General features: G+C 32.9%; 1 protein-coding gene and 2 pseudogenes (1 of these 3 cut by a window edge). All 3 read right to left on the bottom strand.

Annotation, left to right across the window (positions count from 1 at the left end):
• Window positions 1–12,611: the 5' portion of a tandem-95 repeat protein gene (locus tag QTA56_RS11305; protein ID WP_267981051.1), read on the bottom strand. 23,788 nt of this gene lie to the left of the window's left edge; only the first 12,611 of its 36,399 coding nucleotides appear in the window; the start codon lies at window positions 12,609–12,611; its stop codon lies beyond the left edge, outside the window.
• Window positions 12,612–15,767: 3,156 nt separating this feature from the next.
• Window positions 15,768–15,872: pseudogene (locus QTA56_RS18265) on the bottom strand (LEPR-XLL domain-containing protein); the annotation flags it as partial.
• A gap of 320 nt (window positions 15,873–16,192) precedes the next feature.
• Window positions 16,193–16,471 (bottom strand): annotated as a pseudogene (locus QTA56_RS18325) (hypothetical protein); the annotation flags it as partial.
• Window positions 16,472–16,483: the final 12 nt, after the last annotated feature.

Genomic DNA, 16,483 nt, shown 5'->3' on the forward strand with positions numbered 1-16,483 from the left:
TCAGCACGGTTTTTAACAGTATAACTAAATTGATAGCTTCCCCCTGCAACAGCTTGTATCGGCGCCTGTATATCAACCACTGTAAAATCTGGTGGTGAGAAACCTAAAATATCGATTGCCCTAGCTTTGTAATTATTATTATCGCTTTGAGTTGGATCATCCAGATTTATATTGGTCGCAAGCGTATCTTCCAGAATGACATCATAAGTATCACTCCAAACTGTAATATAGTATTTACCTGAATACGTTCCTTCAGGTATTGTCACTGTAAGTTGGCCTAAATAATCTTCACCAATTTCAAGATTACCCGTATGACGAATTTCTCCTAATTTTTTATCTCCTTTAGATGGATTAGGTTGGCCTTTATCTACAGTCAACCAAACGCTGTCGATCCAGCTATTAATACTGCTTTGATCACCCTGAGTTTTTGCAGAGCCTTTATTGCTTACCTTATAGTCAACAGTAATTCTACTACCATGACTTGCCTGATCTGGTGCAACCACATCACTTGCAACCAAGTCAGCAAAAGGTGTGGGTTCAACATAAAGCTTTTCTACTCGAATATTATTATTTTCATTTGGATACTCATCTAGATTATTGCTTGAATCGGATACAACAATAATGTAAACATTCCCTCGGTAACGTAAAGGAATGTCAAATTCACCTGTAGTTGTGGTATAGCTTTGAGTAGGTGCTAATGCTGACCCACTATCATAACGACCAATCAGTATATCGTCAGAGCTTAATTTACCGTCAAGAGACAAGTAGACAGAATCTTTCCACTGTTTACTTGTAACCAATGGCCCCATATTACTAACAGTAAATTTAACGCTTGCCTTGCCACCAGCCACAACTGTATCTGGCGCTTCAATCTGAGTCACTCGCAAATCAGGACGAGGGTTTAAATCTATACGTAAAATATCATCAGAAATTAAAGTATTATTTTGACGGGCAGTATTGTACTCATAAATTTGATTAGCCGAGTTTTTACCTAAATCGGCATTGGTGACAACCTCTAAACGCCATGCACCCTCCAAGCGAGAAGGCAAGCGTACTTTTTCTGTTCGAGTATAAGTTTTACCTAATTCCAGCCCTTGTGTATAACTAAAATTACCTAAATGAATTGATGAGTTACTGTTATTAATAGAAATTAAACGGACACTATCGACCCAGTTACCCGTAGCATCCTTAGCACCTTGATTACGAACAGACCAGCTAAACTCAATTTCAGCCCCCTCAAATGCAGTTGCAGGAAGACTGATGCTATCTACTACAAGATCAGGATATTCTGCTAATTGGATTACCGTAGATAAACCTAATTTTTGGTTATTTCCATCATGTATAAATTCAAATACATTATTTCCTGCATCTGTACTCACATTTAAATAATAGGTTCCAGACAATCCATCAGGTAAAGTGACAGTAAGGGAATGCTCATAACCTTGGTTACTTGCTAAATAACCCAAATGCTGAATTGAACCAAGCTCCCAGATTTGCCCCTTTCCATCTGCCTGGCTACTCAACCAGATACGATCACCCCAGGTATCCTTGTCAGTAATTCCTATTCCTTTATTGCTTACAGACCACTTAACAGTTGTTGTTGCACCACTAATCAATTGCTGGGTATTATCAATTGACAGTGTATTAACCTGTAAATCGGCATAGGCTTTTGGCATTACATCAACAATATGATCTGATTTCGTCGTATTGTTTGATTCCAGATCATTTTCCCAAACTTGCTTCAAGCTATCTGTTTGAACAAATATATAGCCATGTTTAGTAAAGTTAGGTCCAAAACGATATTGGATAGATGAAGTGTAATTACCATCTTTCTCCAAAGCCCCATCATGTACAACTTTTCCTAAGATGATGTCATCCGAATTTCCAATCACATCATCACTAGAATAAATAACGGTATCTGTCCAGGTCGTATTTAGTCCAGCACCCGTTCCAATATTGGAAACAGTCCACTCAACTTTTAAGGTAGCAGGATCAGCAATTGTCTGTGTAGGAACACTAATATTTGTGACAATTAAGTCAGCATATTCTGCCTTAGCAATATCAACACTTTGTAGATATCTATTATTGTTCTCGGCATTATATTCGACATTTTTATTATCAGCATCGGTAACAATAATTAAACGCCAGCGACCAGATAAATCCTGTGGGATCTGATAATTTAATATCGATGAAATAAATGATTGGCCCGCAATCTCTGTATGAGTCACTTCACCAATTTTAATATCTCTAGGATCAATAACATCATCTAGTGACAGGTAAACGATATCCTTGACCTGACCAGCTTTTGCACCTCCCTGATTGTAGGTTGTCCATGATACTTCAATATTCTGGCCACCCTGCAAAATTCCTGACGTTTTTACATTACCAACCACAAGGTCAGGGCTGATCATTTCAATCAGTGTATTCGCTGAATGACTTACTACATTCAACTCACGGATATAGTCATTTACATCAGAAATGACCTCCAAACGCCATGTCCCTAAACCAATAGCTGGAACATTTAATGTCAATTGTTGTTTAAAGCTTTCACCCTTTTTAACATTACGGTTATAAGAAGGTGTCGCCAATATATACGTCTGACTTGGATCTGTGGTATTTACCAAACGGATACGGTCATATACAAAGCCTGTAAAGTCGGCTGTTCCAATATTTGTCAATGTGTAGGCCAATTGGACCTGATTTCCAGACTGCCATTGTGATTCAACCAAAAGATCAGACAATTGAATATCTGGAAGTTTTTCGCCCTCAAGTACAACAGGTTGAGAAATAACGATATTATTTCCTGTATGCTCTGGTTCATAAGCAGAACCATAACTATCTGTTTTAACAAATAAATAATATTGACCTAGATTTCCATTCAACGAAAAATCCAGATAAGCCTGATAAGACTCACCCACACCCAATGCACCTGTACGAGTAACTGAACCCAAGCTGGTTGCACTTGAATCAAATGTCGCTTTAGTAGAAATATAGACTGTATCTACCCAGCGATTAATATCCGTTGTTAAATTTCCGTTGTTGGTTACTTGCCATACAATCCGTCCAGATTCGTTTCGTCCTAATGCGGTTGGGGATGAAATAATTTCAAGGCTAAGATCCGTATAGGTTTTCACAATATTAAATTGAGCTGAGATAACCTGGTTGTTAGCTCTAGCATCAGGCTCTTTTATGCTCTGGTTGACATCACTGATCACCCCAATATAGAAAGCACCCTCAAGACGTGTAGGCATTGTCATCAGAATCTTCTGCTGATAACTTTCTCCAACGTTCAGGTCTCTCACTCGATTATAACTTGCTAAAATAATATCATCGGAGTTACCAATAATTGCATCACGGCTTAGAATGACACGGTCTACCCATTGTCCTTCAGCCGCTTTGTCGCCACTATTCGTTACAGTCCATTGAATCTCCGCTGTATTTCCCGCACCAATACTGGTTGGAACGACAATTTGAGATACAGCCAAGTCTGCATAGGTTTTTGCAGTAGAGATAAATGTTGTTGACAAAGCATTATTTGTTTCAGCATTACCTGAAGCATTCACCTCATAGATAACACCTTGTCCTGAGATATTGTTATCAGCAATCACCTCAATAATAAATTGACCAATACCATCCACACCTTCTGGCATATTAAAACTGAAACTACGGTTACGTGTTTCACCAGCCATGATTGGCAAAGCATCCTGACCATTGAATGCAACGGCAAAATTTAAAACAACCTTACCTATACTACCATCCGCATTTTTTGCACGGATAATGATCCTATCCTGATAGTTTTTAGGTGTTGCAACACTACCCTGGTTAACATCTTGCCATACAACGGTTACATGATCGCCTGACTGTATTTGTGGTTGTAAAAGCTGTAAATTTCTAACAATCAGATCTGGTCCTGCACTCACTGTAATCTGTGTTTCATTATCATTTTCCAATGAACCCTGTGTACTATATTCTGGGATAGTATTGAGGACATCGACTTTAACTTTAATGGCAAATTGTCCAATCGCATGAACATCGGATGGCCAGATAAAATCAAAGCTACGCTGAATATCAATGTTCGCATTTAGACTTTGTTCGGTCATAAAGATGTCTTTACCAACAACAACCGCACCCGTGGTGAGATTAATAATTTCAACACGTTCCACCCAGTTGCCCTGAGCCACTGCCTGACCTGTATTTTTCACATTCCAGTTAAGTGTTACAGTCTCACCTGCTTGCCAGTTAAGGGTCGGAGATAAAGCTAACTGTTCTACAGTTAAATTAGGATAGTTTCTTAATCCGCTGGCAAAATCTAAAGAGATCTGGTTATTCTTTCTGGTTTCAGCTGTTTCTTTTTGATGATTATAAAAATCTGCTTCAACAATGATTTCAAAATCGCCAGCCCCTAAATTTCCTTCTGGAAGTTTAACTACAGCTGTTCGAATTATTGACTGCTGAGCCAGAATACCTCCATTCTGCTGTTCAGAATAAGACACCAGACTTTCAGCAATAATTTCACCAGTATCTTTACGTTTAATCAAAATACGGTCAGTAAAATCACCAAATGTGCTGATATCGCCCTCATTGGTTAGCGTCCATTGAATCTCAAGCTGGCTTCCTGCCTGAATGGTGCTACCATCAACACTCTTCACATTCAAATTTTGCGCAGCCAAATTCACTTTAGGCTTATTTTCAGTCTCAATCACAATAGGATTGGATGGTGCATGTATATACACCGCCATACGGAATGGTAACTCAATATCATAACGATTCAGTTCATCAAACAATATGGTGTACTTACCTGAAACCGTCGCAACAAACTCTGAACCCAGATTATTAATATCGTTTCTAGATATTGTCTGCTTACGCCCATAAGGATCAATGACAATTAAGTTTGTTGAATAGTTTTGCTTCCACTGACCATTGTAATAGCCATAGCTTTGTGCAATTAACTCATCAAAATCAATAAATATACGATCCCCAGCATTTGCATCAATCTGATATGCAAACAGCTCACCTTGAGGTTTAAGACGGTCTTCAACAATTTGGCCACTGCTTAGCTGTTGAACCTGGGTTAAATCCAAAAGTTTAAAGCCATAAGCCTGTTGACTAAAAGAAGTTGTCTTAATCTTAACTGTATAATTTCCAGCATTAAGTGAAAGTAAGCTGCTATTGATGAGATTGTCTGAATAACCAGAAAAAATCGTACCACCATTACGATCAATGATTGTAAATAAAATATTTGAATCAGTTGCTGTTAATAGATCAAATAGTATGGTTGATTTCTCATCTATTTGTATACGATATGTTACTTCCTGATTTGCAGCATTTAAAAATCCTGAGATTTTATCATTTAAATGTAGCTGAGGAATATTCTGTAAATTTATGCTATCAAGCTGAAACGAAACAGAACCTGAATACTGATAATATTCAGAATTGTATCCATTCGATATATCGTCAAAAATAATATAATAATATCCACTATGCTTCAGACTAATCAAAGAACCATCTTGTGATGAACTCAGATTGTCTCCTGATAGGGTTTGACCGAACTCATTCACAATTCTATAGAGTGGTGTATTTCCAGATATCTGTCCAAGACTATTAAACTGTATAGTCTGGCCTGCTTCCGCATAGACTTTAAATACACGATTGGCTGTCGCATTTTTTGAATAATTTAATGTTATAGATTGACCCTGCTGAATCTCAGTTGCCTGGGCAGACAAATTACTCCATTTAAATTGAATATTTTCTGCATAAGATGGATTGCTGACGATGTATTTATATATACCAGTTTTTAAATAGTAAGTAGCATTAAAGCCTGTCCCCACAACTCTTGATTGAGCATCAAGCACAGAAACCTGATAATTATATGAAGAATTATAGGTTGACTGGATACGGTCTAAATAATATAGACCATCAGTTTTCACTTCAAAATAAAATTCCTGAGATGAATTGGTACTCATACTACCAGACCAGTTCTCTGTAGAAGTAATATTTTCTGGTAGGACTATTTGCTCAGTAAATTGTGTAACTGGACGAATAAATCCAGACTGACGGCTAAAACCAACTGTATTTAATCCTGTGTAATATCCTTCTCGTGTATTAGTACCAGTTAGTGGATTATAACTATAATTATTATACCCACTTAGCCCAATATAATAAACTCCTGTTTTTGTTGCAGTATAATAGTAATATCCCGATTCATCAGCATAATTTGTACTATAAACTTCTGTTCCCGTAGCATCAAAAATTCGTGTAAGGAAATTACCACTTGTATAAGAAGTAATATTTAAACGCTCACCAGCAACCAACATAATTTGATATAAGTCGACATCTTTACTGGCATTTGCCCCATCGCCAATATTGCTGGTAATTTTAAACTTTGTATCTGCTTTGAAATCTAATTCTTTAGCTGTGGCAAAGGTATCACCAATATCACCGCTTGTTTGCTGATTCGCCTTGGTACGGTTTAGCACAATGCTTTGTGCACCAGCATTATTATTTTTAAGTTCCAGATAATAGATACCAGTTAAAGTCGCATCATGCTGTAGAGTACCCACGGTTCCTACAATTAATTCATTTCCTGATGAATCCAATAGACGGATTTGCCCTGCTTGAGCATCAGAAAGTATTGCATTCAACATATCTCCCTGATTTAGCATCAATCTATAAATATAAGGTTGATTGATGACAGGCTGAATAACATTTATTTCAGTTTGACCATTTTTCAGGAATAATTCCTGAGCAGTAGCTAAGGTCTGACCTGCATTGGCATATAAGCCTGCTTGATCAATACGAGCATCAAATCGCAATGTAGTTGCCTGATCAGTATTTGAATTTACTCTTAATGAATAATGCCCAGCTGCAAGATAAACTCTTGCAGTTCCATTAGCAGAAAGTAAGTTGTTATAACTGAAAAGCTGATTGTTATTTTGATTCCATAAAGCTAGGGTAACGTTAGTATTGGTTGAAGCAATATTCTCCAGAATCAGCCAACCTTCATTCACCATACTAAAAGTATATTCAGCCTGATCAGCCAGCTTTAACATAGATACATTGACTGTTTGACCAGACTGTAATGGTGCTAAACTATTTAAAACGGGTACAACTTGTACATTGAAAGAATTTACTGTACTTGTATTTGATCTTCCAATGATCAGATAAGTGCGATTGTCAGGTGCAATAAATGTAGCGCTGTTATAATAATCATTGCCCGAAATGAGGACCTGCCCATTCGCATCCACGACCTGATACCAAAGATTCGTACTGGTTGTAAAGTCAAAACTGTACTTTTGCCCTGACTGTGTACTCAATTCAACAAATGCCAGCTTCTCACCAACTTTCAATTCAGAGCTAATATTGTCGATACCGCTCACTGCCAATGACTGAGTAATATAGTCAATCAACTTAAATGAGTAAGCTGGTGTATCGGATCTCGTCCCACTAAATATGAAACGATAATTTCCTGCTGCTAAATATTGTACAGAATAGCTATTTGTAGCAACTACAGTACCATCTTCACAGATAATACTGAAATTCGTATTACCTAATACAGCATCCACAATAAAAGCTGTTGGTTCATCTAATTTCAGTGTATATGTATGAACATCACCAGCTTTAACTATCTGACCTGAGATCTGATCACCAATTTTAGCTGCCTGTTTCACTTCAACTGGTTTAGTAACTAAAATTGAAGTTGTTCTTACTGAATTAGATGAATAACCCCATACCAATAGTTGATATTGACCCGATTGGGTCAAAGTATATTTAACAGAATTATCCTGACTTCCATATTGATATGATGAAATAACTCTTTTTCCTGAGGGATCATATAGTTCCCAACGAATATTCTGATAATTGTTACCTATATTTCTCAGGTCAATAAGCCAATTTTCTCCTGCCTGTCCACTGAGAGTTTGTACAGTTGCTTTTCGACTATCATCAATATTTACTTCCAGTGATTGATTTATATGAATTTCACCAGAATTATTGTTTAATAAATCAACTAATGAGAAACTATAACTTTGAGATTCATAACTATAAGAAGAAACGACAATTTCATAATTACCTATTTGTAGATTTAAATAATCACCATTATTAATATAACCATTATAAATATTATTACCAGTATCTTTGTTTTTAACAGTTAGATAAGCATTACCAGTATACCCAATAATTTTAAACAAAGAATCCTTAGTGATATCAATATTATAATTTTGTTTACTTCCAGAACCAATCAAACTCCCAGAGATAGGCTGGTTAAGTAAAATATCAATATACTGTGGCTTTTCATTGAGTGAAAAACTTACATTTCCCGTATAATTACTATAACCATAATTTATTGAATGAATATAATAATATCCAGTTTTATTAATTTCAAAACTAGCACCATAACTATAATAATTTGGTGAAATATTTTTTACAGCAACACCATCTTGATCATAAATAATAAAACCACTATAAGTGTAATAATCCTTACTTAAATCATAAAGTTTGTCTTTATCCAAATACACCTTAAATAATTTATCTGGAATACCATTATTTAATATAATAGAAGTCTGAGTATTTATATTCAAATCAACAAACTGACTTGCTATTGTCGTTTTAAAGCTAAATAAATTTGTAGTATCATTTGGATTATTACTATTGCTTACCGTCAGTGTATAGGTATCAGCAGCCAACATGTAAAGACCATAATTAGGATTTATAATTTGACCTTTACTGTTTTTAATTTGATAAGAATTACTTGCACTTGTCAAAGACAGCTGCTCAAGCTTTAAGGCTGTCAACTGTTCTACAGTAAATGTATAAGTTTGCTTTTGATTCAACCCTATAAATTGGTCATTAATTGTCGTATTCAATTCTATATTTTTCGGCTGAGAAAATTCTTTTTCTATTAAACCAAGTGTATATTGAATCTGAACATTACTTGAATTTTCAACCAATAAGATGTATTTAGAATCCAGTTCTTCTATAGGTAAAGCTTGATACAGTGTAGAAAGATTACCACTAGAAATTTTACGACCATCTTGACTATATAAGCTAAACCTTAAATTCGATAAATTTTGTCCAGATACACTATGATGTAACCAGTATTCAACATCTTGAGCCAAGGCTAGATTAAAGAATTGATAACCACCGTTTGCTGATAAATTGACTGAGATTGACTGATTTTTTTCAATATCTACAAACTGGCTTTGATCTTGAATAATAAATTCAAGATCTTTGCCATAAATTTTATTATAGAACTCTATTTGATATTGACCAGCTTTGAGCCAAAAGCCCTCTAATGCCTTTCCATTTGTATAATCCAAGATTCTAGGTGTTCCTTCAAACACTAGTCCTGATGATCCTGTAATCTTTATATTTTGAAAAGCTGACTGCAAGAAATTAAATGAGACGAAGCTGTCTTCATTTACATCAAATTCATATGCAAGTTGATCGCCCAACTCATTTTGGTTCTTTATAATATTTTGATTCAGAACAATAGATTCACTTGAAGTAGGAACTATGCTTAGATTTTCTTTCTGTACACTAAACTGAATATCTTCCTGAGTTTCTTTTCCTGTATTTTTAACTGAAATATAGAAATAAGGCTGTGTTTTTAGTAATTCAATATAATCAGGATAAAGCCTGTCACCATCCTGTGTCCAGAAATCAAACTCAATATCGCTATTTTCTGATAAATAATTAAATATAAATTGATTATAATCATCCGTATAAGTAGCAAAATAATCTTGATGAACTCGGTATAGAATTGACTCCCCAGCAGCTAACTGATCAATAATAATATCAGTATTAACAAGTAAATTTACTGCTTGTGCAGCAGGTAAAACTCTAAAAGAAACATTTCCTGTCTGCCATCCTGAGCGTAGAATAAGTTTATATACGCCTGCGGTTAAATGAACAGCTTGTAAGCTTAAGCTATTTTGCGTTTCTTCTAAGCTTCTTGCCAACATTGGTCCAGGAACAAAACTATCACCATTAAATCCAGCACCAATCAATTGATAGTCAAAAGAATCAAAAGCTGACACATCAAAGAAATATGTACCTGATTTTTCAACATTTAAAATAATTTCTTGTTCTTGGTCTTCAAAAATAAATTCATGTTCAAATGTTGTAATCACATCTTGCTTAACTAGAACCTGTATTTGCTTTTTGAGTTCCAAGAAATTTAAAGTAGTTTCAATTTGGTCATAATTTTCAAAAACTAACCAATATTTTTTTCCTGATTCTAATGGTGGTAGGAAGAATGTTCTAGAATAAGTCTGATTTGTTATTTGATACCCATTCTCATCTATCAAGATAAAACCTAAACTATTAGATTCCTGATAATTTAAAGTAGGGATATCAATAAAGTAATTAAAATCTTTATTTGCAATAAATTCAAAAACTTGTACTTCTTTATCTTCAATAATATTATCATTACCTAAAACTAGTTTTTTAGGTTCATCTTTTTGTGTAATGCTAATATTTAAATTATTTCCATTCACATATAAATATTGAAAATAAAACTCAATAAAATAACTTCCAGTTTCAAGTAAATATAAACTTTCATTTAGGTTGACCAAACTATCAATTCTATACCACTGCCCATCTATCACTTGATATAAGGTATAAGAATAACCTGTTGGTGAATCCACATAAAAACCATATAAACTTTCTTGTTCGATATTAAAATTAAAGCGTATACCCTGATAAAGATCAGTATCTGGAATAGAGTTCCCAACATTCAAATCAAGATACGGTTTTTTATCTTGTAGAATAAAAATAATATTTTCCACAATCTCAGTAGAAGCATTTGAAATACTTAAATAATATGATCTTTGACTTTTTCTAGAATCTGAATAAATTTCAAAAATTTGTTCTAAATTATCAATAGAATTAATCAAGTATCCATCTTCATCCCACAAATTAAGTTGGATATTTGGAAACTGACTGAGCTGTTTAAGAAACAGTTCATCATCTGGATTTACTGTTAATTTATAAAATACAGTTTCATTTTCTGCAAGTGAATCTATCAGAATTTCATTATTTTTAAGGATCTGGTTGTGTATCTGTGAAACTGGTAAAACACTGAACTGATACGATACATCTAAAGCACTAGGATTAATGATTATTAAATGATAAATACCTGCTTTTAAATATGAACCATTTACAATTTTTTCGTATCCCTCATAGTAAAAAGGTGGACGCATAAGTTCCCATTCCACCGCCTTAAAATTATTTAATTGTGAAATAAAATATATGCCATCTTGTTGAATGTTGAGTTCAATAATTTGATAATCTTGATCAGTTGTAAATTGTCCCTGAATTGATACCTCACTATCTTTTCCAACCAAAACCTTAGAAACTTCTGGCATAGATGTCGTAGAACTATCTTTTTCCTCAATAAATATTAAAGGATTTTGTAAATCTTCCTGTTGATCATTCCAAATAACTAAAATATATTCCTGATGTCCATATACTTTTTCTAATTGTATTGGTTCTAAAGACAATTGATCCCACCAATAATCAATGCCATCAGTGGTATATAGTCTAAAATAAATACCCTCAATTTCATCTAATAATTTTAAACTATATTCTTTTGAATCCAAAAAATTAATTCTATATACCTGATAACCATGATTAGCTATTAAGTTAAGTTCAATACTTTCATTTACCTCAAGCAACTGTTGCTGAGCATTAGTAAAAATACTTAACTCAAAGATATTTTCAATATTATTTGTTTCTGTATTAGTATCTATAGAGGGCTGCCAGAACTCGAGTTTATACTTTCCAGCCTCAAGCCAAAGCGTTTGAAATGCTTTTTGACTTTGATTATTGATATATTCTGGCCAACTTCTAAACCCAAAATCCAGCTCATTACTTAAATAAAATTCTTGATAATTTTTGTTATCAAATTCAAGTGTTACCCATCCAGTCTCTGTAACTTCAAAGGCAAAAAATGGCTGATTTGACAGTTCATCATAAGAAAACTGTAATTTTTCATTTAGCTCAATAGGCTTAAATTTACTCTTAACGTCAAAAACAATATTATTAATGCTTTCTGAAGATGTATTACCTATACTAAAATAAATATAATCCGACCCCATATCCAAATTAAATTGATGTTCTAAATCTATGCTTTCATACTGATTTCCACTCTCATCAAGGATCTGAACATATAAATCTGGATTATTGGTTTGAAGTTTAAATTGAAGATCAGTATATACTGAGTATGGAATTTTAAAACGGGTCACACTATGAGCTGCAATCTCGGGAATAACCCATTCAGAACCAATCTGATCAAGCTCAACACTATCATTAGCAGCCTTTGCATGTATTTTAATTGCGGATTCTGTATTCCACTGAGAACGTAAAATTAATCTATGTATGCCTTTATTCAGATAGTATGATGTAGTCTGATTACTTGCACTTTCATAAACCTGATTTAAGTTTCTAGCTGCTGCTTCACCACCGTTGTTATTTTGATCATCAAAAGTCCACCACACTCCATCCGAATAGGTAAAATCAAAGAAATACAAACCTGCCTGTTCTATATTAAATTCAACTAATTGATTTTGATAAGGCCCTATAAATGAATAGTCAATTGAATCTGGAATATTCATCTTGATAATTTTTTCAACTGAATTTAATTTCAAATTCAATTGAGCATTTCTGCCCTCATTTGATTCAATAATCAAAATATAATCATCAATTAAATCTTTTTTAGATAAATAAATCTTATCTGTTGTCAAACTACCACTTACTATCTCAAAACCATCTTGACTTAGAATCCTAAATTTAGATTCTGCAAAATTTTGATCTACATTAATTGAATAATTATGATTATCATCCATGCTAAAATGATAAATATTAATACCACTACTTAAACTCAGATCAACATTGGTTAATACATTTTTATCTAAAGGAGTATATTGATCTATATTTCGGATCTTAAATTTGAAATCTGTATTCTTTATTTTATTTTTAAATTCTATAAAATATTGACCTGCAACAAGCCATTGCCCAGCTACTTTGCTGGTATCATTCGAAAAGATTTCTCCCTGAGGCCCAATGATAGAAACATTTTCATAAATATTTTCCAAAAACTCAAAACTAACAAAACTATCATTTTCAAGTTTAAAATCGTAGTTAATATTTCGAGGTAAGTCTTTTGCCAACACCTCTACTTCTTGATTCAACACAATAGGTTTTATAATATTTATTGGTTGTGTATGTTCTACTTTTTCATATTTTAAATTTATATTCTCTAGAGTCTTATATAAACTTTCATTAATTACAGAAACATATATCTTATTCTGTTTATAGTCTTGATAGATGTTTGTACCATCAGTTAAATGACTGGCAAGTAGTTGACCATATTGATCCCAAACAATAATATTTAAATCAGGATAATTACTCGCTAATTTAAAAGTATATTCATCTAGATAATTCGAATCGATAGCATAAGTAACGAATTGTCCAGGTAACAAGGAATCTATAGTATAGTTTTGCTCTAAAACCAATACTTCAAGTGATTGACTTGAAATAAAATTAAGCTCAAAACTTCCTATGGCATCATAATTTGAGATGCTAAGTTTATAAGTTCCTTCTGTTAAATAAACAGCTTGGGTTAAATTTTTTCCCTGAAGTACATCATTACTCCATTCTAAATCCTTAACCCCAGGACCACTCATTTTCCATTTTGCATTTACTAACTTTTTCCCAGGATAAATGATATATGTTCCCGCTTCTGTAACATTCAACTCAACATCATAGGATTGTGCAACACTATCAAAAGTATATTCTATTTTTCTACTTTCATTTAATTCTATTTGATTTCTAGATTGATTTGAGATTCCAACTGTATATGAAAAATAAGTAGGTTTTTTTGAGGATGAATTGATCCAAAGATAATATTCTTCATTTGGGTTCAATTTTGTTTGAAGAAGATCAAGTTGCCGTATATCTGTATCAACAATTAAGTTTCCATAGCTATCTAGTAAGTATATTCTAGGGTTTTCGGCAGAATTTAATGCTATATCTACATTTATAATACCTTTGGTCGTATTGCCATAATTCCCACTATTTTCATAGAATGGACTATAATATCGGTTACTATATGTGCTAAAAGCTAAATAATACTCACCATCTGCGTTAAAGGTATAAGAAAGTGGAGAATTATCTGCTGCTGTTAACTGATATCCACTTCCATCAAAAATCTTGAGATAACCATCTATCCCAACTCCATTTGGTGTGGAAATATTAATTACATCTCCCCTTTTAACCTCTATTTTATAAAAATCAGTATCAGCATAATTTGAATTGTTGTCACCAATAACTACCTGCAATTTTTTTGTTTTGATAAGATCAAGCTGTTGAGCTGTATAAATTGAGCCACCAATATCACCAAATTGGTAATCAATTCCAGTAGCTGATTGATATTTTATTTTTATCAATACTTTTTTATTATTTTCATTTTCAGATCTTTCATTGATATTATAATTACTATTTTGATTAGTACTTACTCCCATGTAATATAGACCAGTATTAATAGCATTGAAATTTAATTCATTACTATTTGATTTTATAACTTCATTCCCATCTTTATCAAAAATACGGATCAAAGTATCTTCTTGATCTTTTTCAAAAGAAAGCTTATCATTTTTATTTAACTGTAATTCAAATAACTCATATCCATTTATGGAGACATTAGATTCAATTAATTTTTCAGAAATATTTTCTAGATCTATATACTTAGCATGCTCAATCTCTGACATATACCTTTCAGATATTAATGAAACCAAATCATTATTACCATTATTTATTTTTATAAATTTTGATTCATTTTCATTATTATTTAATATTAAACTTTTATTTGTATCATCAATTGTATGATCAACTTTAGAGCTTGATTTTAAAACAAAACTTATTTTTCCAATAACATTATTTAGACTATTAAATTCTAAAATATATTTTCCAGATTTTAAGAGTTTTGGAGGTATAATATTATCGCTTTGGGTTGTACTTTCTTCTGAAAAAATAGTGTTACTATTCTCATCTTTGATCAGCCATTCCGTATTCTCCAATCCCTGTGTCAGCTGATCAAAACCAATCCATTGATCTTTCTCGAGAGTAAAAGAAAGTTGCTTTGACTCAAATGGTTTATTAAAGATGATTTCTTTTTTTTCATTCAAATTCAATGTAGTAAGTTCAGGTTTTGATACATGTAAAACGAAACTACTTTCTAAAATATTAGAACTACCAGTACTATCTATAGATAGCCAATAAGTTCCACCTTTTGAAACTTCAAATCCTTGATTGTCTGAAGTATCAAGTCTATTTTTAACTATCTGAGCATCTTGATCAAAAATGCTCCATGTAGCGTTACTAATTTGATTCTCAAAAAATACTCTATCGCCTTTGCTTAAATCTATTTTATATAAAACAGCTTGACTTGATGGATCAAGCTTTATATTGGTTTGTTGATTTGCTAATAATGCTAGTGCTGCACTTTCACCAAATATTCTAAAAGAATAGCTTCCAGTTTTGTCATCTTCTCCATCAACTGTTAATTGGTATGTATCTGGCACAAGATCTAAAAATTTATGACTGTCTTGTGAAAGCTCAACTGTTGAAAAGTTTTGTCCAAATTCCTTACCTTTCAAGGACCAATTGAATTTTGTTCCTTCAACCCCATCAAAAAAGAATTTTGTTTTTTCAGTTACTACAAACTCATATTGTTTTTGTTCACCAGGCTTATCAATACTCCCCGAAATTTCATGTACACTTGGCATTAAATCAGCTGAAAGCAAAAGTTTTGGCTCAAGCTGTTCAACTGCCCACATTTGCTCTTGTGTACGCGTATTCATTTCTTTATTACTCATTACTTACCCCAGTTCGTTACTAATTTGTGATTTTTTGTTAAAAACAAGTTTATGGAATGAATTGTAAAGATTGTTTTTATATTCAGCAATTTTTTTCTGTTTTTATAAAAAAATAATTTAATCTAATTTGTATTTTAAACAAACTTAAATTGAATCCATATTATTTTATATATAATCAACTATATTTATTAAATTTAACTAAACAATAGTGCTAATAAATATTATCCTCTAATAAAATCAGGTTTGCTTGATTTAATTTTTTAAAAAAGTAAACCTGTAAATCAAAATATTTCTCTCTAATTTTTACCAACTCACCTTTCCTAAGTTATTAATTGCTCAACCCACTTAAAATAATAACCCAACGTATCATCTTTCGAGTCATCCCAAGTTGTTGAGATGTGAGTCAGTTCTACGTCATGCTTATTAATGCTTTTGACTCTAATATAAAAACTACGAGGTTGAAAAATTTGATTGATGCTTAAGTTTTGTCATCTAACCTGAAATGGCAAAGGATCCTGACATTGCCCTAATTCAGCATACATGGCAGTATCTTTACCATTTTTGGAAAAGAACAATCCTGCACATTCAGTATAGGGTACTGATGACTACAA

This window comes from Acinetobacter thutiue, from assembly GCF_030385805.1.
GTDB lineage: Bacteria > Pseudomonadota > Gammaproteobacteria > Pseudomonadales > Moraxellaceae > Acinetobacter > Acinetobacter corruptisaponis.